Genomic DNA, 21,640 nt, shown 5'->3' with positions numbered 1-21,640 from the left:
TTACTGCTTCACGCCGCCCGTGGCCAGGCCGCTCTGCCAGTACCGCTGGAGCAGCAGGAAGGCCAGGACGAGCGGGAGGATCGAGAGCAGGGAGCCGGTCACGACGAGGGCGAGCATGTCGCTGCTGGCGCCCGCGCCGCCGTTCTGGGCCTGAGCGGCCCAGGAGGAGAGCCCGACCGTGATCGGGTACAGATTCGGGTCGTTGAGCATGATCAGCGGCAGGAAGTAGTTGTTCCAGGTGGCGACGAGCGTGAACAGCACGACGGTCACCAGACCGGGGGCGAGGAGCCGCAGCGCGATCGTGCAAAAGATCCGGAACTCTCCCGCGCCGTCCATGCGGGCGGCCTCGATGAGGCTGTCGGGGACGGCGTCCTCGGCGTAGATCCGCATGAGGTAGAGGCCGAACGGGCTGATGAGGGAGGGCAGGATGACGGCCCAGGGCGTGTTGACCAGCTCCACCTTGGCGAAGAGCAGATAGGTCGGGATCGCCAGCGCGGTGGTCGGGATCATGATCGCGCCCAGGACCAGGTTGAAGGCGGTGCCGTGACCGCGGAAGCGGTACTTGGCGAACCCGTAACCGGCCGCCGCCGCGAGCAGCGCGGCGCCGACCGCGCTGACGCCGGCGTACAGGACGGTGTTGAGCATCCAGCGGCCGAAGACGCCGTCGTCCTGGGTGAAGGTGGCCTTGATGTTCGACAGCAGCTGCGGGGCGTCCGAGAACCACAGGCCGAAGCTGTTGAACAGGTCCTGGGTGCTCTTGGTGGAGGCGATGAGCAGCCAGCACAGCGGCAGCAGGAAGTACGCCAGGACGGCCAGCATGGCGATCGTGAGCGGGGTGCTGCGCCGGTCGGCCGACGACGGCCGGCGGCGGGTCCGGGCCTCGGCGGGAAGGCGCTTCGCCGTCGCGGGGGTGGTGGCCGCGGGGGGCGATGGGGGTCCCCCCTGTTCGAGCGAAGTCGAGAACTTGGGGGAGGTCATGAGGTCCTCCTGCGGTTGGCCGTGAGCAGGAAGGCGTACGACACGATCACGATGACGAGTCCGAGGATGAAGGACACCGTGGCCGCGTAGTTGGTCTGCTGGCTGATGAAGGCGACGGAGTAGGCGTAGAGGTTGGCGGTGTAGGAGCTGTCGATGACGTCGGGTGCGACCTTCATCAACAGGTTGGGTTCGTTGAAGAGCTGGAAGCTGCCGATCACCGAGAACAGCAGGGTGAGGGTCAACGCCGGGCGCAGGGCGGGGAGTTTGATGGACCAGGCGATCCGCCAGGCCCCGGCGCCGTCCATGGCCGCCGCCTCGTAGAGCTCGCCGGGGATGGTGCGCAGGGCGGCGTACAGGATGATCATGTTGTAGCCGACGAACTCCCAGGTCACGATGTTCGCGAGGCTGCCGAGCATCCAGCCCTCGCTGAGGAAGTGCGGGGCCGGCAGGCCCAGATCGCGGCTGATCTGGGCGAAGGGGCCGAAGTCGGGACCGTAGAGGTAGCCCCACATGAGGGCGGCGATCACGCTCGGGACGGCGTACGGGACGAAGATGCCGAGCCTGATCACCCGGGCGAGCCGCAGCAGACCGCTGTCCAGCGCGAGGGCGAAGAACAGGGCCAGCAGCAGCATCACGGGGACCTGGACGACGAAGAACAGCGCTACGCGGCCGATGCCCTTGAGCAGGAGCGGGTCCTTCAGGGCCGTCACGTAGTTGTCCAGGCCGACGAAGGTCGAGCCGCCGATCAGCCGCTCCTGGAAGAGGCTCAGGTAGGCGGCGTAGCCGAGCGGGGCGAGGAAGAGCAGCAGGAACAGCGCCATGAACGGGGCGATGAACAGGGCGCCCGCCGTGCCGTGACCGCGGCGGGCCGGGGTGGTGGCCATCGTCATCCTCCCTTGACCGTGAAGCCCTGGCTCTTGGCGAAGGTCGTGATGCGCGACTGCCAGGAACCGAGCGCGCGGACGGTGTCGGACTTGGCGGCGAGGGACTTGCCGACGGTCTCGGTCCAGTCCGTGGCCACCCGGTCGAGGAACGGCGGCCACTGGAAGGAGGGGTCGACCTGGGCGCTGATGTCCGCGAAGACCTGGTTGACCTGCTGGCCGCCGTAGAAGGCGGGCGCGTCCGCGAGGAAGGAGGAGTCGGCGAGCAGCGCCTTGGTCGCCGGGAAGAAGAACTGCTCGGTGGCGAACATCTTGGCGCTGGCGGGGTCGCTGTTGAGGAACTGCGCGAACACCGCGGCCGCGACGGGGTTCTTGGTGGAGCGGATGACGGCGGTGGTCGAGCCGCCCCAGTTGCCGGCGCTGGGCTTGGCGGCGTCCCACTGCGGGAGCGGGGCCACCCGCCACTTGCCGGCGGTGGCCTTGGCCGAGCCGGAGAGGAAGGCCGGGCCCCAGGCGCCGGTGAGCCAGGTGGCGTACTTGCCCTTGTTGAGGGCGGCGTACCAGCCGTCGGTGAAGTCCGGCTCGACGCCGATCACACCCTCCCCCGCGAGCCCGCCCCAGAACGCTCCGAGCTTGCGGGAGACCGCGTCGTCGACGCTGACGGCGATGTCGCCCTTGCCGGAGGAGACGTAGGGCTTGCCGCCCGCCTGCCAGAGCAGGCCGTGCCAGGCGGCGGGCTGGTTGGCGGCGAGGTTGGTGAGGTACACGTCCGGGTCGGCCTTGTGCAGCTTGCGGGCCGCCGCGGCGAACTCGTCCCAGGTGGTGGGGACTTCGATGCCGTGCTGGTCGAAGATGTCCTTGCGGTACAGCATGCCCATCGGGCCGGTGTCCTGGGGGATCGCCCAGACCTCGCCGTCGCTGCCGCTGACCTGGCCCCAGGTCCAGTCCACGAAGGTGGACTTGAGCGCGGCGGCGCCGTACGGGCGCAGGTCCAGCAGGCTGTCGGTGACGGTGAAGGTCGGGATGGCCTGGAACTCGAGCTGCACCAGGTCCGGGGCGCCGCTGCCGGCCTTGAGCGCGGTGCGCAGCTTGGTGTACTGGGGCGTGCCCTGGCCGGCGTTGACGACCTTGACCTTGACGGCCGGGTACTTCTTCTCGAAGAGCGCGACCTCCTTGTCGATGTTCGGGACCCAGGTCCAGAACGTCAGTTCGGTCGGGGTCTTCATGGCCTTGTCGAGGTCGGCCTGGCTGACCGGCTGGGCGGAGGAACCGCCGGTGGAGCCGCCGTCGCCGCCGCACGCGGTCAGGGTGGCGGCCAGCGACAGCGCGCCGGTGGCGGCGAGGAAGCCGCGACGGCTCAGGGGCGACGGAGAGGGGATGGCGAAGGGTCCGGACATGGTGAACTCCCGCAGAAGGTGTGAGGGATCGGCACACCGGGCGACGGCGTGCTGAATTCGGGTGGTTGTGCGTCTGGCTGAGAAGGGCCACGCCGCTGCGGGCGCGAGCAGGAGCGGCGGCGGCCGGTGCGGAGCCTGTTCGAGGCCCGGGGATCGGTCGTACCCGCTGCCGGGGAGCCGGGGCGACGCCGGGGGCGGCTGTTGCGCGGGCGTCGCGGGGCTGGAGTGGTGCCGGGTGCCGGGGTGCCGGAGTGGCGCTCAGGCGGGCGTGGCGGTGCGAGGGGTGCGGGTGAGTGTGGTGGGGGCGGGCCTCCGTCGGTGGGCGGGACCGGGCGCGGTCCGGGTGCGGTCGGGTGCGGTCGGGTGCGTGCGGTCAGGTGCGGGGGGAGGTTGCGGCCCGTAGGGGGCGGCCCGGTGTCCCGTCGGGCCCCGGGGGCGTGGACGCCGAGGCGCGGACGACGAGTTCGACCGGTGGGTCGGTCATCGGCAGCGGGTCCGCCTGCGGGTTCTCGATGGCGTGCACCAGGAGTTTCAGGCCGTCCTGCGCCATGGCGTCGAACGGCTGACGCACCGTCGTCAGCGGCGGGTTCACATAGGCGGCGACCGGGATGTCGTCGAAGCCGACGACGCTGACGTCCTCCGGCACCGGCCGCCCGGCCTCCGTCAGCGCGCGGATCAGGCCGATGGCCATGTCGTCGTTGGCGGCGAAGACGGCGGTCACGCCCAGGTCGGAGGTCAGCTCACGGCCGGCCGCGTAGCCGGAGGCGGCCGACCAGTCGCCCACGACGACCGGCGGTTCCACCCGGCCGTGTGCGGCGAGCGCCGAGCGCCAGCCGTCGAGCCGGTCCCGGGCCGAGTACCAGCGCTGCGGACCGGCGAGGTGGTGGACGGTGGTGTGGCCCAGCTCCAGCAGATGCTCGGTGGCGGCCCGCGCCATCTGGCTGGAGACGATCCCGGCCGTCACGACATGGGGGGCGGCGATCGGCGGGGGTGCGCCGAGGACGAGGACCGGCACGTCGACGCGGGCGGAGAGATCCGCGCCGTCCCGCTCGTCGATGGGCTCGGAGATGACGATGCCGTCCACGCCCTGGTCGAGGAGCGAGTCCACGGCGCCGGCGATGCCCGCCGTCTCGCCTTCCACGGTGTTGACGACACGGAGGGCGTAGCCGTTGTCCCGCACGGCACGCTCGACGCCCATGAGCAGCGAGGCCGGACCGTAGAGGGCCGTGCCGAGGGTCACCACGCCGATGGACCGGGTGCGGCCGGAGGCGAGGGCGCGGGCCGCGTTGTTCGAGCGGTAGCCGAGCGAGTCGGCGGCCGCCAGGACCCGACGGCGCACGTCGGCGGAGACGTAGGGCTCGTCGTTCATGACCCGGGACACGGTCTTCTGCGACACCCCGGCCAGGCGCGCCACGTCCACGCTGCGCGGCGCGGCCCCTGCGCCGCGCCCTGCCCCTGATGCCATGGTGTCTCCCGATCGTCGGCAGCCGGATCCTGATGCCAGTCCGACGTATGACTGCGCTGTCATGACTGCGCTGTCATATGTACGCAACGGGGCGGGGCGCGTCAAGACTTCGCGCAGGATCTCTTCACCGCGAACGCGTCCCGGCCGACGCCCGTGCGGGAGGTGACCGCCGGGACGTCGGCGAGATGGTTGCGCGTGTCTGCGGACGGCTCAGGCGTTGGTGCCGACGTGGAGGGTGCCGTTCGGGGTGGCGGTGGCGTAGGTGCCGAAGATCGCGCCGTTGTCGTCGACCAGGCTGCTGACCGACCAGTTGCCGGTGGTGCCCTTGCGCACGCGGTCCCACACGTCGCCGTTGACGACGGCTTCGACGTGCAGGTCGCCGTTGGGCAGGCCGGCCGAGGAGATCTGCTTCACCGCGCCGCCGGCGTCGATCTTCGACGAGTTGCTCCAGGCCCCGCCCTCGGAACGGGTGCGGTCCCAGACCTCGCCGCCGACGAGGGCCTGCACGTGCAGGGTGCCGTCGGGCAGCGCCGCCGAGGCGACGTCCTGGATGCTGCCGTTGCCGTCGATCTTCGACGAGGCTCCCCAGGCGCCGCCGGCGGCCCGCGTGCGGTCCCAGATCTCGCCGTTCACCAGCGCCTGGACGTGCAGGGTGCCGTTGGGGAGGGCCGCGGAGGCTATGTCGGTGACGGCACCGCCCGCGTCGATCTTCGAGGAGTTGCCCCACGTGCCGTTGGCGGCGCGGGTGCGGTCCCAGATCTCGCCGTTCACCAGCACCTGGACGTGCAGGGTGCCGTCCGGCAGGGCGGCCGAGGCGACGTCCGTGATGTTGCCGTTGGCGTCGATCTTCGTCGCGCTGCCCCAGGCGCCGCCCGCCGCCCGCGTGCGGTCGAAGACCTGGCCGCCCGCCAGGGTCTGGACATGGACCGTGCCGTTGGGCAGTCCGGCCGCGGAGATGCTGTTGACGGCGCCGCCCTCGTCGATCAGGTCGGCGGTGGCGTCCCAGGGGCCGCCGTCGGGCCGTGTCCGGTCCCAGACCCGGCCGCCCTGCGGAGCGGTGGGCGGGTACGGGTCGGCGTGGTCGCTGCCCAGCCCGGCCAGCGGCCCGCACGACGGCCAAGCGCCTTCGCCCTGCCCCGCGAGGACCTTCTCGCCGGTCAGTATCTGCTCCTTCTTGGTCGCCAGATGCGGGTAGGTCGCGTAGGCGTCGCCGCCGTACGCGTTCCAGGTGCTGAGGCTGAACTGCAGCCCGCCGTAATAGCCGTTGCCGGTGTTGATGCTCCAGTTGCCGCCGCTCTCGCACTCGGCGACCTTGTCCCAGGTGGCGACCGAGGCGGCCTGTGCCGGGCTCGGCAGCGCGGTGGTCAGGGCCAGGGCAGCGGCCGACACCAGGAGAGCGGCGGTGGGTCTGCGGGTGGACACTGATGGCCTCCAGGTTCGGGAAAAAGGGCAGAGGAAACCCCGGTGCCCGGGCGGTGCCGGGCACCGGGGTGGTGGTTCAAACACCTGGTGGTGCTGGGTGATTGACGTACCGTCAGGCGTTGGTGCCGACGTGGAGCGTGCCGTTCGGGGTGGCGGCGGCGTAGGTGTCGAAGATCGCGCCGTTGTCGTCGATCAGGCTGCTGACGGACCAGTTGCCGGTGGTGCCCTTGAGGACCCGGTCCCAGACGTCGCCGTTGACGACGGCCTGGACGTGGATGTCGCCGTTGGGCAGACCGACCGAGGAAAGCTGCTTCACCGCGCCGCCGGCGTCGATCTTCGTGGCGCCGCCCCAGGTGCCGCCCGCGGCACGGGTGCGGTCCCAGATCTCACCGTTGACCAGCGCCTGGACGTGCAGGGTGCCGTCCGCCCCGGCGGCCGAGGAGAGGTCCGTGATGGCGCCGCCCGCGTCGATGCGCGAACTGCCGCCCCAGGTGCCGCTCGCGGACCGCGTCCGGTTCCAGATCTCGCCGTTCACGACCGCCTGCACATGCAGGGTCCCGTCCTCCAGCGCGGTGGACGCGATGTCCGTGATGGCGCCGCCCGCGTCGATCTTCGAGGAGTTGCCCCACGTGCCGTTGGCGGCGCGGGTGCGGTCCCAGATCTCACCGTTGACCAGCGCCTGCACATGCAGGGTGCCGTCCGGCAGGGCGGCCGAGGCGACGTCGCTGATGTTGCCGTTGGCGTCGATCTTCGACGAGGCGCCCCAGGTGCCGTTCGCGGCCCGGGTGCGGTCCCAGATCTCACCGTTGACCAGGGCCTGCACATGCATCGTGCCGTTGGGCAGACCGGCCGCCGTGACCGCGTTGACGGCCCCGCCGGCGTCGATCAGGTCGGCGGTGGCGTCCCAGGGGCCGCCGTCCGGGCGCGAGCGGTCCCAGACCCGCCCGGCGGGCCGGCTCACGTCACCGACGATGCTCTTCAGCCGCGCGGGCTTGAAGGTTCCGTACCCCGAGTAGTACGGGTACGGGATCGCGCGGTAGTGGACGCCGGAGCCGGTGAACTCGTAGCCCATGTACTCCGTGTGGGTGGAGTCCGTCCACGAGGAGAAGAGGGCGACGTGCCCGCTGCTGCCGCTGGCCTCGTTCAGCAGGACGTCGCCCGTCTTCAGGCTGTCCTTGGTGCTCCACTCCGCGACGTCCTGCGGGATGAACGTGTTGGTGGTGAGGGACGAGCCCAGGTTCCAGGCCATCGAGACATAGCCGGAGCAGTCGGTGCGCCAGCCCTGGTATTCGCCGGACTGGTCGTACGGGAGGCCGATCCCGACCCAGCTCTTGGCCCGGCGGATGACCTCGTCGCGGGTGATGGCCGGGGAGGCCACGGCCGCGGCCAGGCTGCCGGAGGCGCTGCCGGCCACCGGTGTGACCGGGCCCTGTCCGCTGCTGCCGTGCTCGGCGTCCGCGGCGGCGGCCACGCCGCCCGCGGGGGCCGCCCCGGCGGTCTGGACGACGCCCAGGAGGCTCGCCGCCACGACGGCCATGCCGACGGCTGCGGCTCTGCCGCGGTTTTTGAACATGGTGAAGGACACAGTTCTCCTACGGAGTTGGCGAATGAGGTGCAGCGAGGTGAGGGGAGAGACGCCGGTCAGGCGTTGGTGCCGACGTGGAGGGTGCCGTCCGGCGTGGCGGTGGCGTAGGTGCCGAAGATCGCGCCGTTGTCGTCGACCAGGCTGCTGACCGACCAGTTGCCGGTGGTGCCCTTGCGCACCCGGTCCCACACGTCGCCGTTGACGACGACTTCGACATGAAGGTCGCCGTTGGGCAGGCCGGCCGAGGAGATCTGCTTCACCGCGCCGCCGGCGTCGATCTTCGTCGAGTTGCTCCAGGCCCCGCCCTCGGAACGGGTCCGGTCCCAGACCTCGCCGCCGACCAGGGCCTGCACGTGCAGGGTTCCATCAGGCAGCGCTGCGGAGGCGACGTCCTTGATGCTCCCGTTGGCGTCGATCATCGTGCTGCCGCCCCAGGCGCCGTTGGCGGCCCGCGTGCGGTCCCAGATCTCACCGTTCACCAGCGCCTGCACATGCAGGGTGCCGTCGGGCAGGGCGGCCGAGGCCACGTCGGTGACGGCGCCGCCCGCGTCGATCTGGGTGGCGTTGCCCCAGGTGCCGTTGGCGGCGCGGGTGCGGTCCCAGATCTCGCCGTTGACGACGGCCTGGACGTGCAGGGTGCCGTCGGGCAGGGCCGCCGAGGCGATGTCGGTGATGGCGCCGTGGGCGTCGATCTTCGTCGCGTTGCTCCAGGCGCCGCTCGCCGACCGCGTACGGTCCCAGATCTCGCCGCCGACCAGGCTCTGGACGTGGACCGTGCCGTTGGGCAGTGCGGACGCGGAGACCGAGTTGATCGCGTCGTTGGTGTCGATCAGTTCGGCGTTGGCGTCCCAGGGACCGCCGTCCGGCCGGGACCGGTCCCAGACCCGGCCCGACGGAGCCGCGGCCGTGGAGATCTGGACGTCCAGGTAGTCCTGGTCGATGTTGATCGAGACACCGCCCCAGGTCTCGGTGTGGCCGCCCGAGTACTGGTGGATCCGCTGGTGGTTGCTCCAGCGCGAGCTCGGCACCACCGGATCGGCGGTGTCCGCGACGCCGTTCCAGAGCGCGTCGAAGATGACGTCCGGCATGGTGTAGCCGTTGTAGTTGTCGACCAGGTCCTTGATGCCGGAGCCACTGCTGCTGTAGATCCCGGAGTGGTAGCCCCGGGAGTGCAGTTGCTCGGTCCAGGCGGACTCGAAGGCCAGCACCTTGGAGCTGAGCGACGAGGAATAGGCCTCCATGTCGTAGTACAGCGTCGAACCGGGGCTGAACCCGAGCGCGACGGCGTCGTTGACGGCGGCGTTCGCGGCGCTGATGCCCTGGTTGGCGGGCGAGGTGATGCCCGAGGCCTGCGTGCCGACGTAGATCGGGATGAACCGCCATCCGTCGTCGGCCTGTTGCTGCACCCAGCTCGCCGTGAGGTTGGGCTGGCTGCAGGCGCGCTGCGAGCCGCCGATGTAGATCCCGACCGCGCTGTACGGGGAGCTGGTCTGCCAGGCGCTCATGGCGGCGGAGGAGGGGGCGGCACAGGCGTCGAAGCCCTTGCCGGTGAAGTTGGTGGCGGTCGCCGGGAGGGCGTCGGCCTGCGCGGTGAGAAGCGGGGCGGACGGCGAGGCCGAGGAGGGCTCGCCGGCCTCAGTCGATTCCTGGGTGCGGGGAGCGGTCGCCGGGATCTCGGCTCCGCTCAGGATGTTCCGGACGAGCGCCGGGTCCGTGCTGTACGTCGCCGTGACGCTCACCTTGGCCGCCTTGGCGCGGTACTCGCGCTCGACGGGCTCGGCCACCGTGCCCCGCCGGTCCGCCGGGTTGTCGGCCGGCTCGATGAGCAGGGCCTCGGTGCGTCCGACGAGGTGGCTGGGGCAGTCCTGGTCGGCGCTGGGGTGGCCGAGATACACCGCGTGCCGGTCGAATCGCACGCAGGCGTTCGGCGTCTTCGCGAGGTCGACCACCTCCCAGGAGCTCGGCACGGTGAACCGGTGCCCCTGGTAGTCCAGTTGTCGCCCGGCGGTCGGTGCGTCGGCCTGGGCCGGAGCGGTGCCGAGTGCGCCGAGCGCGCCGAGGCCGAGGGTCACCAGAGCGGTCGTCGCGGCCGTTCTCCGGGCTCTCCGTCTCCGGGAGCCCGCGTCCTTCTCAGAGCCGTTCGTCTTCGAGCCGTTCGTCTTCGATTCGTTCTTCGAGTCGTTCTTCTTCGTGCGTAAGCGCATTCGTGTCCCCTGATTGCTGGATACGTGCAGGAGAAAAGTGCGGGTCGGGCAGCAAAGAAAAGCGGTCTGTGCGGGATTCGAAAGGAAGATGAAAGACGGTTGAAAGACAAGAGAAAGGACACCTGTATCGACTGTCGGCCGACATGTCCTCCCCGTGAACCCGCCATTACGATCACCCTCCGCGGATCACAATGCGGGGCGACTCCCAATGCTGTCGTTAACAGCGGGTCCACAGGTGTGTTGCTGCTGCGTCTACACGGGCTCCGGGCCGGCCCTATTCCGGCTCGCGCGCGGACTGCGCCTGTACGCGGTACTCGTTGGGCGAGATCCCGTACGCGCCGCGGAAGGCACGGGTGAAGTCCGAGGCGCGCGGGATGCCCCAGCGGGCGGCGATGGTGTGGATGGGGGCGGCGTTCAGCGTGGGGTCCGCCAGGTCGCGGTGGGCGCCCGCCAGGCGCTGGTTGCGGATCCGGGCCGCGACCGTCTCCCCGGTGGAGTCCTTCTGGAAGAGCCGGTGCAGGTAGCTCACCGAGATGTGATGCGCGGCCGCTATCACCGGTGGCGACAGCGCCGGGTCGTGCAGGTTCTGGCGGATGAACGCCTGGATGCGCATCATCAGGCCTTGCTGACGGGTCTCCGGCGGAAGCGCGTCCTCCACCTCCAGTGCCTGCGCGAACCAGGCGGACAGCAGGTCGAGCAGCACCGTGCCCAGGCGGGGCGCGTCGGACGGCTGCAGAAAGTCGGCCTCCCGCTCGATGCCGGTGAGGAACCCGGTGAGCAGGGCGCCCATGCCTTCCCGCCCGGACAACGGCCTGCCCAGCAGCACCCGGACCCGGTCGGCGGGCAGGGGCAGCAGCGCCTTGGGGAAGTCCACGCCCACGCCCGTGATCACGTGGTGGCGGGCGCTGCCGGGCAGGGGGCGCACGTCGTAGGGCTGCGCGGTGTCGCTCACCCAGATGTCGCGTGGGCCGTACCCGTTGGACCGCCCCGCGTGGTCGAAGCTCAGCCCGCCCCCGAGCACCAGCGACAGGTGATACATCTCGGGGTCGCACTGCCGCACCATCTTCTCGGTGCGCCTGAATCGCGTCGACAGGTGCGACGACGGCCACACCAGGACCGGCCCCAGTTCCAGCAGTCGCTGCCGAGCCCAGAACTTGGCGGCGTGTTCGCTGCTCATCTCGCTCGGCGCGATCGCCCGGAGGGTTAACTCCCGCCAGTAGTCGAACCTGTGCTCCACAGACACTTCGTCGCTTTGGAAGACCGTCCCAATCATTCCGCCCCGTCCTTCATCCCGGAAGACCCTGCAAATGCTGATGCTCCCGCAGCGTACCCGGACCGTTTAATTGACCCGACGGCGGCCGGATCCGGCGAAGGAACTCCGGGGACGACACCACGATTTCATCGCCTGACGCAAGGGAATATGCCTCGATCACCCGCAAAGAACGTCCGAGAACGTCTGTATCCCGGCACCCGGTTGCGCTTCACCGACGCCGACGGACCGCTGCCGAGCTGCTTCGCCACCGACGCCGCCGGCACCCCGATCGCCGCACTCGAATTGCAGCGGGGCGCTCGCTTTCGCGGAGGGTTGCGGATACCTCCGCCGGCGCACCGTGCGGCGCGCCGGACGACAAAGGGGCTCGGGGCCAGGCGGACGCCGCCCGGCCCCGCACGTCCACCGGACTGCTGCCCGGCGAGCCGGACCGCCCGGTCCTGATCGACCGACGCGGAGCCGCTTGCGCCACCCGGGAAAGAGTCTCGAACCCGCGCGCGGCGGATCGAGGCCCGTAGCTCTTCGATGGCGAACTCGTCCGACAGCCACCTGGCTCCCGCCCGAAACGGCCGAAGCCACCAGGCCGTCATGGCAGGCCGACTCGCAACGACGTCGGCGACAGGGCACTTCAGGAGAGCCGCACCCGACTACTGGTGGCGGTCACAGACGTTTGGCGCTGCGCAGGGTCTTGGCGTAGTAGCCGTTGCCGTCGAGGCGGGAGGCGCCGCCGATGTCGCCGATGGTGGGGCCGTTGACCTCCTCGCGGCTGGAGACGAAGATCAGGTGGCCCTCGGTGTCGTAGCCGAGGACCATGCCCACGTGGTCGAGGCGTTCCTTGGTACGGGTGTCGAGCTTGAAGAAGACGAGGTCGCCGGGCTGGAGTTGGTCGATGCCGGACGGGCGGTCCTTGGCGGCGACGCCGGTCAGCGGGAGGACGTCGACGCCCCGCTCGGAGCGGGCCATCCCGTTGGCGGTGCGGGGCAGGCCGTTGCCCGAGGCGTCGGAGGACATCAGGGGGTAGCGGGCGCGGTAGCCCAGGATCATGCGCATATAGCCCGAGCAGTCGATGGACTTGGCGCGGAGGGTGTCCGGCGTGCCGGTGACGCCGTCCCGGAAGGGGTAGTCGGTGCCGAGGTAGTCGTAGAAGTCGGACTGCTCCAGGCGCAGGTCGCCGCCTTCGGCGCCACTGGTGTTGAGGGGGCCGAAGTTGGCGTCGCCCGCGTAGACGGCGCCTGTCGAGCTCTTCTTGTCGGGAGCGCCGGCGACGTACTGGAAGGCGTAGGCGAAGAGGTCGTCCTCCTCGCTGCTCGCGAACTCCTTGTACCAGTCCTTGAACCACTTCTCCGACTCCGCGCCCTTGGCCCAGGGCTCGGGCATGAGGCGTACCCAGTCCGTGGTGGACACCTTGGAGGAGGTCGAGGAAGGTTCCTCGAAGGTGCGGGCCGGGCCGGTCAAGGTGGCGGTGCGGGCCCCGTCGGTGAGGATGGCCTTGATCTGGCCGTCGGACCCGCGCAGAACGGAACGGGCCGGGTTCTCCAGTCGGGCCCAGGTCTCCTTTCCGGTGTCGGTGGAGGCCTTCCCGCCGTCCAGGATGCCGACGTTGCGGACCTCGGTCACTCCCTGGTCGTTCTGCTTGCGCAGTTCCACGGTGAGGTAGCCGGAGGCTCCGACGAGGCCCAGGACCACGAGGCCGGTCAGCAGCGGGCGCGTTTTGTTCTTCTTGGCAGCCATGGTTGTCTCCTCGCTCTCAGACGGTGGGCATGACGCCGAGCAGCAGGCCGGCTGCGACGACGATGTAGGCCATCAGCGAGACGGCGGCGGTGGCCAGCAGAGTGGCCCCCTTCGGCTGGCGGACCATCTGGTAGGCGATCAGGCCCGGGACGATGAAGCCGAGGGTCTGGTTGCCGTACAGCAGCGGGAACTGGAGGGAGAGCACGATCATCACCGTGGCCTGGAGCAGCACGCCCAGCAGGACGACGGCGGCGAAGAGCCGCTTGCCGTAGAGGATGACCAGGCGCTGCATGATCTTGGTGCCGCCGTAGGTGAGCGCGGTGACGCCGACCACCATGGCGGCCCGCTGGAGGTCCTCGATGAGGGTGAGGGCGAGCCAACCGGGGGTGATCATGCCGCCGGGAGAGAGGTTGGTGGTCAGATAGCAGATCAGCGAGAAGAACAGGCCTATGGCGATGCCGAGGGCGGCCATCTCGGGGGTCAGGGCAGCGGGGGTCACGGGGTCTCCGGGCGGTGGCGCAGGGACGAGGCAGGGCGGACGGGCACGGGGCGGCCCGGTGCGCGGTCGGTCGCGCGCGGTTCAGTAGCGCGGTTCAGTAGCGCGGTGGATTTCCGTCGCCCTGGTCGGGATAGAGCGGAAAGCGATCGTCCGGCGCCGGAGCCCCGGTGTGGTCCGGATAGCCGCCGTACTCTTCGGAGCGGTAGCCCCAGGTCTGCTGATCGGACGGCCATCCGCCGGCCTGGTCCGCGTACGGTCCGCTCGGCTCGGCCGGGATGCCCCTGAGGTTGATCACTGGGATCTCCTGCGTGCGGGATGCCTGGTAGCGCTCCTCGTACGCCACCGGGTAGGAGGCGTACGGGTCCAGGCGGGTCGGCTGAGCCGGTGCGGTGGCGCCCGGGGATGTCGCGTCGGCCGGCTCGTCGTCGGCCTGCGGGAGTTCGGCCAGGTACTCCAGGAGTTCCTCGCCCTGGCCGTGGATGTTGCCGATGGCGACCAGCGAGGAGCTGTCAGCCATGCGGCCGAGCAGTTGGGGCATGAACTCCTCGGAGGAGCGCCGCTCGCCGCCGAGGTCGACGGCGCGGTCGCGCCACTCGGCGGGGATGGCGTCGATGGCGCTGCGGGCGGGGTGGCCGATGACGAAGACGTTGTCCGGCTGGAGGTCGGGGATGATCTCGCCCATCTGCCCGTTGCGCTCGACGCGGTCCGGACGGCAGTTGATCACGACGTTCAAGGGTCGGCTGATGGCCCCGAGGTCGAGCAGTTGGTTGATGTTCATCAGCGTGGACTCGGGGTCGTTCGCGGCGAAGACGTTGGCGAAGGCGAGCCGCTTGCCCTCGGGGGTGGCATAGCGCTCCACGGAGAGCACGCCGGGGTCCGGCGGCGCGTCGTACATGCCTTGGAGGGCCACCTCGCGTTCGACGCCGAGGAGTTCGGCGACGGTGACGGCGATGGCGACGTTCTCCTTGAAGGTGAACCAGCTGAAGCCGCGCAACTCCTCGTCGGTGACGGTGTCGGGATCGGCGTAGATCAGTTGGCAGTTCCGGGCGTCCGCCTCCTCCTGGAGGATGGAGAAACGTTCCTTCTCGGCGGTGACGCAGATGCCGTTCTCGGGCATCGAGCGGCTCAGCGAGCGGGCCACGTCGTCCAGGGTGGGACCCATTTCGGCGAGGTGGTCCTCGCGGACGTTGCACAGCACGCCGATCGTGGAGCGGATCAGCTTGCTCTGGTTGACCTCCTGGAGAGCGGGCATGACGGCCATGCACTCGATGACCAGGGCGTCGGGTCGGTAGGTGGCGGCCCGCCGGACGATGCCGATCTGCTCCACCACGTTGGCGATGCCGAACTTGCGGTAGACCGGTTCCTCGGTGGCGTCGGGGTGGATGAACCGGGCGGCGGTGCCGGTCGTCTTGGCGACGGTGACGAGCCCGCCGCCGCGCAGCGCGCCCGCGCACAGCCGGGTGATGGAGGACTTGCCGCGGATGCCGTTGACCAGGACGCGCGAGGGGATGACGTGCAGCGAGGCGTAGTGCCTGCGCTGCTCCACGACGCCCGCCACCAGCAGGCACACCCCACCGATCAGCAGGACGAAGTACAGATAGAGCATGGCGGGATCACCTTTCCCCGGTGCCGGTCAGCGCCTCGGCGGGTGGGCGCGGCTGGTTCTGTCTGTGGGCCTGCAACTGCTGGCGGAGGAGTTCGAGGCTGCGGACCACGGCGCCCACCTCGTCCTGATAGCGGGGGTACAGCACGGTCTTGTGGTCGCCGGCGGCGACGTTCTCGGCGCTCGCGGCCAGGCTGCGCAGCGGTCGGACCACGACGAGGTGGATCCAGCCGAGGCAGACGACGATCGCGGCGAGCCCGAGCATCCCGGCGAGAACGCTGCGGTCCTCCAGCTGGTACGGGGCGATCTCGAAGACCTTGGCCGACTGCCAGCTGACCACGGTCCAGCCCATCTCGGCCGCGACTCCACCCCCGGAGAAGGGCGCGGCCGCGGCCACGGTGACGCCCGAGCCACCCCGGATGAGCAGCCCGTTCTCGACGGGGCCCGCTCCGACCGGGACATTGCCGGCCCTGACGAGACTGGTCAGTGCGCCGTCGGGCAGTTTCTCGAAGGCGAGGAAGCCCTTCCCGGAAGCGATCGTCCGCGCGTCGGGGTCGACGACGCGGACCTCGCCGAGCCCTGGGCGCTTGAGCAGCGAGTTGAGGAACTCCACGCGGACCTCGCCGACCAGGGTCGCGCCCTTGCCGTCCGGCACGGTGACCGACGCCTGGACGACGGGCTTCCTGTCGCCCTTGCCGGAGACCTTGATCACCGAACCGTCCTCGTCCGGCTTCCAGGAGTGCGGCGAGCCGCCACTGCGGGCGACGACGTCGCCGTCGGAGTCCACGAGGTACAGGGACTGGTAGCGGGTGTGCTCGCGCAGAGCCTCGTCCAGTACGGCGGCGGTGGCGCCGGAGCCGTCGGGCTCGATCTGCCGGGAGAGCGAGACGATGTCGGCGTGGGCCTCGTTGAGGGCCCGGCGGACCCGGTCCGCGACCAGGTCGGTTCGGTCGCGCTGGTCGTTGACCAGGGTCGACGGCACGCTGACCGAGGCGTCGGTGCGGTTGAGCAGGAGTCCGACAGGCACGCACCACACCAGCAGCAGGAGGGCGGTCAGCACGAGCGGCCCGCGCGCCCCGAGCCGGCCGCGCTTCAGGGCGCGGCGCTCGATGTCGCCACCGCCGAGCTGTCCGCGCAGGCGCTCCAGGGCCGCGCCGATCCGGGCGGCCTCACCCCAGCGGGGTACGGCGACGGGCCGGGCCAGATCGCCCCGGGCCAGTCGGCGGGACTCCAGGAACAGCCGGATCAGGGGACGTTGCACGGTCGCCCACAGCACCGCCGCGGCAAGCAGCCCCAGCAGCACCAGGACACCGGCCACCAGCAGGCCGTACAGCTTGTGGCTCTGGCCGGTGTCCTGCTGGACCACCGGGAGCAGGCCCACGACGGTCAGACCCAGGCCCGCACCGACGCTCCGTTTGTCCTCGGGATCGGCCGAGGCGAGGGAGGCGTAGCCGGCGGTGGCGACTCGGCCGTTGTAGCTCTTCCCGATGAGGGTGCCGCTGACGCCGGGGTACCCGCGGGAACCGGGCTCGCGTGCACTGACGGGGTTCGCCTCGGTCTGCCGGGCGGCACGGCCGGACAGCCGGGTCATCTGCTTCTGGAGGAAGGAGAGTTCCTGGCGTTCCTGATCGGAGTTGAGGGCCTCGGCCTGTTCGAAGCCGGCGGTGGCCAGGACCTCGCCGCCCTTGGCGACGACGGCCATGGTGCGGAACGGGCCGAGGTTGATGGCGGGCACGGAGAGGCTGTTGGAGGCCAGGAGCAGGCGCTGCGGCCGGCCCTTCCAGTCCAGTACCGCCATGGTCATCAGGCGTACGTCGCCTGTTTCCAGGCGCACCATGCGGGGGGTGAGAGCCTGTTCACCGGTGAGCGTCTCCTTGTCGAGCCAGCCCAGAGGAATCGTTTCTCCTCGGGCGGCGAGCACCTCGCCGCTCTCCAGGTCCAGCACGGTGGTGCCGGTCCACTTCTGGTACGCCTCGCCGAGGTCGGACAGGATCCGCTCCGGTTCGACCGGCTTCCCCGCATTGAGCGCGACGGCGGTGCGGCTGAGGTCGGCGACCCGTTCGTCGACCGAGGCTCGCAGGGCGATGGCGCCGTCCTGGGCGAAGTGCTCCTGCGAGGTCAGCACCGCCTCGGGAACGACCGGCGCGCCGCTCGGGCCGAGCACTTTGGCGGTGAGACCGGCCAGGGCGAGGACCAGCGCACACAGCACGGCGATCGGCGGGCGGATGCCGCCGAGCAGGGGCATGTCGGCCCGTTTCCGGATCCGCCGTCTGCCGCGGGAGCGTGCGTCATGGGTGGATGTCACTGGTTTGTCTCCGACCTCTGCCGCCCCGACGAGCCATGCGTGTGCCATGGTCCCGGCAGTTCGGTGCCGTAACTGAGAAGACTTCTGGTGTGGGCGCGGGCTGCTGAGTCCGGTGCCCTGAACGTGTCGCCGTCACTGCTTCAGCGACAGTTCCTTCAGCCCGTCACCGCCGGGGGCGCCCCGGTTGAACAGGAAGCCGCTGGTGCGGTCCGCCGCCAGCCGGTAGCGCGCGAGGCGGTCGCCGGACAGCTCGCCCGGGTGGTCGAGCGCGTCCCGCACGTCCACCACGCGGTGGTCCGTGACCGAGCCGGCGCGCGTCTTGTCACCGGGTTCGGTCTCCGGCGGGATGTCGACCAGCGTGGTGCGGTAGCGCGCGTCGACCTTCCAGCCATCGGTCGTCTCGCGGAACTCGAACCAGCCGATCGCCCCCTCCTCGGTCAGCCCGGTGGGCGAGGAGTGCCGGGCGACCTGGTTGCCGAGGCTGTAGGCGACCCAGGTGCCGTTCACCTTCTGGATCGGCTGGACCACGTGCGAATGGTGTCCGATCACCAGGTCGATGCCGGTCTCCTCGGTGATCCGTTCCGCCAGCTCCAGTTGGGGGACGCTCGGCTCGTTGTAGTGCTCCAGGCCCCAGTGGACGGAGAGGATCACCACCTCGGCGCCCTGCTCGCGGGCCTGGGCCTCGGCCTTCTTGATGCTGTCGGTGCTGATCTGGTTGAAGGCCCACCTCTCGCCCTTGGGCGTGGGGTTGAGGAACGACTCCCAGGAATAGGAGAGGTGGGCCACCTTGACGCCCTTGACGTCCCGGATGTTGATCTTCTTCGACTCTGCGGCCGTCCGGAACGATCCGGTGTGCCCCAGCCCCACCTTGTCCATCTCGTCCAGGGTGTGCTTCACGGACTTGAGGCCGTGGTCGAAGGTGTGGTTCGAGGCGGTGGAGCAGGTGTCGTAGCCGACATCCTTGACGGTGGTCAGGATCTGCGGCGGGACGAGGAACTCCGGATAGCCCTCGAAGGGGCCTTCCGGATCGCCGACCGGTGTCTCCATGTGACAGATGGCCAGATCGGCCTCGCCGATGACCGGCTCCACCCCGGCGAGCAGCGGCGCGAAGTCCAGTCCGGCCTCGCCCTCGCCCGTCCGCTTCGCGTCCTTGGCCGCCTGTTCCACGAGCTCGGGGTGGATCAGGATGTCACCGGCGGCGGCGACGGTGAACGACCGGCCGCCGGGTTTCACCGTCGACTCCGCGGGCTCCGACGTGCACCCGGTCGCCCAGACGGTGATTGCGGTCAGGACCGTCAGGACACGAGCTGTCCGGAGGGGTTTACGGAATGTCACCGACCTATGATCACACAACCTCCACAACCGATCTTCCCATTACCATTACGACCGTGTCACGTTTCACGCACTTTAACGTCCTAATAGGTTTGATTCTGGCCTTGTCCGCTTGCATGACGGAAGGTCAGGCCCCACCGGATCGATCCGTCTCGAATGTCCGAGAACTGGTCGACCTCCGCAGCCGTGTCCTCACGTATACGAAGGACTTCAGGGCGTCCGGCTCCTACACGCCGCCCCGTGGCACGCAGCGTGAGCGGCTCGCCGAGGGCATCGAGCGGCTTCTGGCGGGCGAGGCGGAGAAGGCCGGGGAGACACTCGCTCCCCTCGGTCTGAGGATCACCCACCTCACCGACGCGGCCTCGGGACGCCGCTACGACGAGGTCGCCGCCACCCGGAGCGGCGCGGCTGAGCACTGGGGCCGGCTGTATCTGAACGTCGACTCCGCGCTGCGCTGGAACGTCCAGGTGCCGCACCCCGTGTCCGACCAGGACACCGAATCGCTCGGCATCCGGCTTCTGGAGAGCGCTCCCGGCGGGGCGCTGGTCCTGGCCGGCTCCCACCGCCGGGCCGGCGAGGGCGGGGCCGCCGACGTCGCCCACCGCGCGGACAGCGCCTTCCACACCATCGTCGTCGAACTCCAGAAGCGTGGCGTGCCCAGCCTCCAGGTGCACGGCTTCGCCGCGTCCGGCGACCGCCCCTACGAGGCCGTGGTCTCCGGCGGCGCCGCCCGCAGCACGGTCGGAGAGGCGTCCGCCCTGGCCGACCGGATGGAGGCGGGCGGGCTGCAGGTGTGCCGGGGCTGGTCCGCGCGCTGTCCGCTGGAAGGCAACACCAACGCGCAGGGGCTCTCGGCGCAACGCCGGCACGCCAAGTTCATCCACCTGGAACTGGCGCCGGACGCGCGCGGGAACGGTTCGCGGGCCGGGGAGACCGCGGAATCCCTGACCGGGCTGCTGTCCGGCTGGGCGAAGGGCTGACCTCGCCAGTGAGGAGCCGGCTCACTCGTCTGTCGGCTCGGCCTCATGGGCTGCAGCGATGGCGTCGATCCGCCGGGCGAGGTCGAAGTCCGCAGCCGTCAGCCTGTGCCCGGCATCGTGCGTGGTGATCCCGAACCGCACCTTCCCCCACCGCAGATCGATGTCCGCATGGTGGCCGATCAGCCGCTCGACGTCCGCGACGTGCACGATCATCGCAACGCCGCCGTGATACCGGATCCCATACGAGCGGGTGATCTCATCCCCCTCTCGCCGGCACCCCGGCACCGCCTCCAGGGCGACCGCGATCTCTGCCTCGGTAAGCGGCACCGGTGCCTCCGCCACGCTTCGGCTCCTCTCGGTCACAGGTGCCAGAACCTCCGCAAGGTCCCGGCCGACCGGAGCATCCTGCCGCGGGGCCATGGCCCGCTGAAGAGCGGACAACTCGCGGCGCATGCGCGCTGATCGGGTCTCGACGGCGATGTCCGCCACTCTGCGGGCCATCTCCAACGCCTGGTCCGGCGCCCCCGCCCCGGTCGCCGCGACCGCATGCCGGGCGAGGTACACGCCCCGGTCGCGGCGCGCAGTCTCGGGGACGAGGTCGAGGACCTGGCCCCACAGAGCGACGGCTTCCTCGCCAAGACCGAGCCGCCCGTAACATGTCGCGCGCTGCACCTCCAGGTAGCCGGGCGTCCGCCTGCACGCGTTGCCCCACGGCAAGTCGTCGTCGACCCGGGCGAGCAGCCCGCCCGCCTCGTCGATCAGCCGATCCACGGCAGTACGGTCACCGATGAGGCTGGCACCGTGCGCCTGCTGCTGCAGCGCCATCACCGACACCTTCACCGCCGTCTCCCGCCGTCGGTCCAGTGCCGCCTCGCACAGGTCGACTACGGGGCATCGCGCCGACCAAAAGGTTCAGCACCGGAATCGACAAGAAGGCCGCGCGGTGGAACTCACGAAGGAAGGTGTCCTTCCAGGACGGCGGAAGCGTTCCGTCCGACCACAGCCGGACCACCCGCAGCCCGAAGATCCGCTTGCCGACCGTCGTGCCCCACCAGTGCACGAGGGGCAGGAAGTAGAGCCCCCCCCCCGCCGCGAACCCCACCGGCACAAGAACCAGCAGCGCGACGCCGTCGCTGATGCCGCCGCGGCCAGGAAGCCGAAACACGCGAACACCGTCGCGAAAACCGTGTCCACCAGACGGGCCGCGACCCTGCGCCCGTTGAAGGCCGGCACGAACACCGGAGCGCCCGTCGCGGCGCCGGCCCCCGCCGGGTCGGCGACGTACTCCACGTGAGCCCCTCGGGCCGAACCCCGTGCAACGGGTCCATCTCGGCCAGATGCCCTCGGTACTACTACCGCCCCATCTCCCCGGTCATCTCCTCGCTCATTCGACCACGGTGATCACGACACCAAGCCGCTGGAACAACTCCTCCGCCAGCTCTCGACCCGCGCTGCGGGGAATACGCAGATGCCACCAGGGCAAGGCGTCGCCCTCCGCCACGGGTCGCACCACGGAGGTAAGTGCGGAGAACTCCTGGTCGATGGAGTCGACAGCCTCCCTGAGACGCTGGAATTCCTCGACCGTTCGAAGGGTCTCGTCGTCAAGAGCCTTCTGCAGCCGATCCCGGACGCTCAGATCGAACTCGTACTCCGCGAGCGAATCAGAGTACCCGTCCCCGCATTCTTCGACGAATTCACGCCATGATTCGACATCGTTCCAGAGGTCCACGAAGCGGGAGTCATTTTCCCTCACCATCGAGCCTCCTTCGTAGATTCAAGCGATCTCACAGGATCTTACCGCCGCACTTGGCCAACTGAGTCTGCAGGTAGGGTGATCGAAGCCCGAGGGAACACCTCGCGTCAATCACTTCGCGGAGGAATCAATTCCACCAGGTCGCCCCATAAGCGACATCATAAACGCAAAGAAAAGGAATGGAATGAATAATGCGATCGCCATCGAAGAGCAAGAGGAGCTTCAGTACCGCGAC

17 protein-coding genes are annotated in these 21,640 nt (G+C 70.0%); 1 reads left to right on the top strand and 16 read right to left on the bottom strand.

Annotation, left to right across the window (positions count from 1 at the left end):
- The 13 genes from ACWCPF_RS06000 to ACWCPF_RS05940 all read right to left on the bottom strand — a co-directional run bounded on the left by ACWCPF_RS06000 (position 1) and on the right by ACWCPF_RS05940 (position 18,639).
- Entirely contained in the window at positions 1-978 is a 978-nt protein-coding gene (locus tag ACWCPF_RS06000; RefSeq protein WP_451043725.1) for a carbohydrate ABC transporter permease, read from the bottom strand.
- Positions 975-1,862 (bottom strand): carbohydrate ABC transporter permease, encoded by an 888-nt coding sequence (locus ACWCPF_RS05995; RefSeq protein ID WP_451043724.1) that lies wholly within the window; start codon positions 1,860-1,862, stop codon positions 975-977. Before ACWCPF_RS05995 ends, ACWCPF_RS06000 begins: the two co-directional genes overlap by 4 nt.
- A gap of 2 nt (positions 1,863-1,864) precedes the next feature.
- Complete coding sequence (locus tag ACWCPF_RS05990) at positions 1,865-3,256, bottom strand: ABC transporter substrate-binding protein (RefSeq protein WP_451043723.1); 1,392 nt, start codon at positions 3,254-3,256, stop codon at positions 1,865-1,867.
- Positions 3,257-3,629: 373 nt separating this feature from the next.
- The gene (locus ACWCPF_RS05985) at positions 3,630-4,721 is read right to left on the bottom strand and encodes a LacI family DNA-binding transcriptional regulator (RefSeq protein WP_451043722.1); all 1,092 of its coding nucleotides are present in this window, start codon (positions 4,719-4,721) and stop codon (positions 3,630-3,632) included.
- Positions 4,722-4,931: 210 nt separating this feature from the next.
- Positions 4,932-6,143, bottom strand: coding sequence for a transglycosylase family protein (locus tag ACWCPF_RS05980; protein ID WP_451043721.1), 1,212 nt, complete (start codon positions 6,141-6,143; stop codon positions 4,932-4,934).
- A 112-nt stretch (positions 6,144-6,255) separates the two neighbouring features.
- Positions 6,256-7,716 carry a hypothetical protein gene (locus tag ACWCPF_RS05975; protein WP_451043720.1) on the bottom strand — a complete coding sequence of 487 codons (1,461 nt, stop codon included), beginning with the start codon at positions 7,714-7,716 and terminating at the stop codon, positions 6,256-6,258.
- A gap of 68 nt (positions 7,717-7,784) precedes the next feature.
- Entirely contained in the window at positions 7,785-9,932 is a 2,148-nt protein-coding gene (locus ACWCPF_RS05970; RefSeq protein ID WP_451043719.1) for a glycoside hydrolase domain-containing protein, read from the bottom strand.
- Between the two features lie 274 nt (positions 9,933-10,206).
- Positions 10,207-11,205, bottom strand: coding sequence for a helix-turn-helix domain-containing protein (locus ACWCPF_RS05965; RefSeq protein WP_451043718.1), 999 nt, complete (start codon positions 11,203-11,205; stop codon positions 10,207-10,209).
- Between the two features lie 657 nt (positions 11,206-11,862).
- On the bottom strand, positions 11,863-12,933 hold the full coding sequence (locus ACWCPF_RS05960; protein ID WP_451043717.1) for an NlpC/P60 family protein: 1,071 nt from the start codon (positions 12,931-12,933) through the stop codon (positions 11,863-11,865).
- Positions 12,934-12,949: 16 nt separating this feature from the next.
- Complete coding sequence (locus tag ACWCPF_RS05955) at positions 12,950-13,432, bottom strand: poly-gamma-glutamate biosynthesis protein PgsC/CapC (RefSeq protein ID WP_451043716.1); 483 nt, start codon at positions 13,430-13,432, stop codon at positions 12,950-12,952.
- Positions 13,433-13,526: 94 nt separating this feature from the next.
- Entirely contained in the window at positions 13,527-15,038 is a 1,512-nt protein-coding gene (pgsB, locus tag ACWCPF_RS05950) for a poly-gamma-glutamate synthase PgsB (protein WP_451043715.1), read from the bottom strand.
- A gap of 7 nt (positions 15,039-15,045) precedes the next feature.
- Positions 15,046-17,280 (bottom strand): HAMP domain-containing protein, encoded by a 2,235-nt coding sequence (locus tag ACWCPF_RS05945; RefSeq protein ID WP_451043862.1) that lies wholly within the window; start codon positions 17,278-17,280, stop codon positions 15,046-15,048.
- 192 nt (positions 17,281-17,472) lie between these two features.
- The gene (locus ACWCPF_RS05940) at positions 17,473-18,639 is read right to left on the bottom strand and encodes a CapA family protein (RefSeq protein WP_451043861.1); all 1,167 of its coding nucleotides are present in this window, start codon (positions 18,637-18,639) and stop codon (positions 17,473-17,475) included.
- 149 nt (positions 18,640-18,788) lie between these two features.
- Between ACWCPF_RS05940 and ACWCPF_RS05935 the strand changes: the two genes are divergently transcribed.
- Positions 18,789-19,652, top strand: a complete 864-nt coding sequence (locus ACWCPF_RS05935) for a hypothetical protein (protein WP_451043714.1) — start codon at positions 18,789-18,791, stop codon at positions 19,650-19,652.
- A gap of 21 nt (positions 19,653-19,673) precedes the next feature.
- On the opposite strand, the gene ACWCPF_RS05930 is transcribed toward ACWCPF_RS05935, so the two are convergent.
- The 3 genes from ACWCPF_RS05930 to ACWCPF_RS05920 form a co-directional block, all read right to left on the bottom strand.
- Positions 19,674-19,979, bottom strand: coding sequence for a 4a-hydroxytetrahydrobiopterin dehydratase (locus ACWCPF_RS05930; RefSeq protein ID WP_451043860.1), 306 nt, complete (start codon positions 19,977-19,979; stop codon positions 19,674-19,676).
- A gap of 454 nt (positions 19,980-20,433) precedes the next feature.
- Positions 20,434-20,817: an RDD family protein gene (locus ACWCPF_RS05925; RefSeq protein WP_451043713.1), complete on the bottom strand. Its 384-nt coding sequence runs from the start codon at positions 20,815-20,817 to the stop codon at positions 20,434-20,436.
- 219 nt (positions 20,818-21,036) lie between these two features.
- The gene (locus ACWCPF_RS05920; protein WP_451043712.1) at positions 21,037-21,408 is read right to left on the bottom strand and encodes a hypothetical protein; all 372 of its coding nucleotides are present in this window, start codon (positions 21,406-21,408) and stop codon (positions 21,037-21,039) included.
- Positions 21,409-21,640: the final 232 nt, after the last annotated feature.

The sequence above is a fragment of the Streptomyces sp. NPDC001858 genome (assembly GCF_053594615.1).
This window is presented reverse-complemented; position numbering and strand designations above follow the sequence as displayed.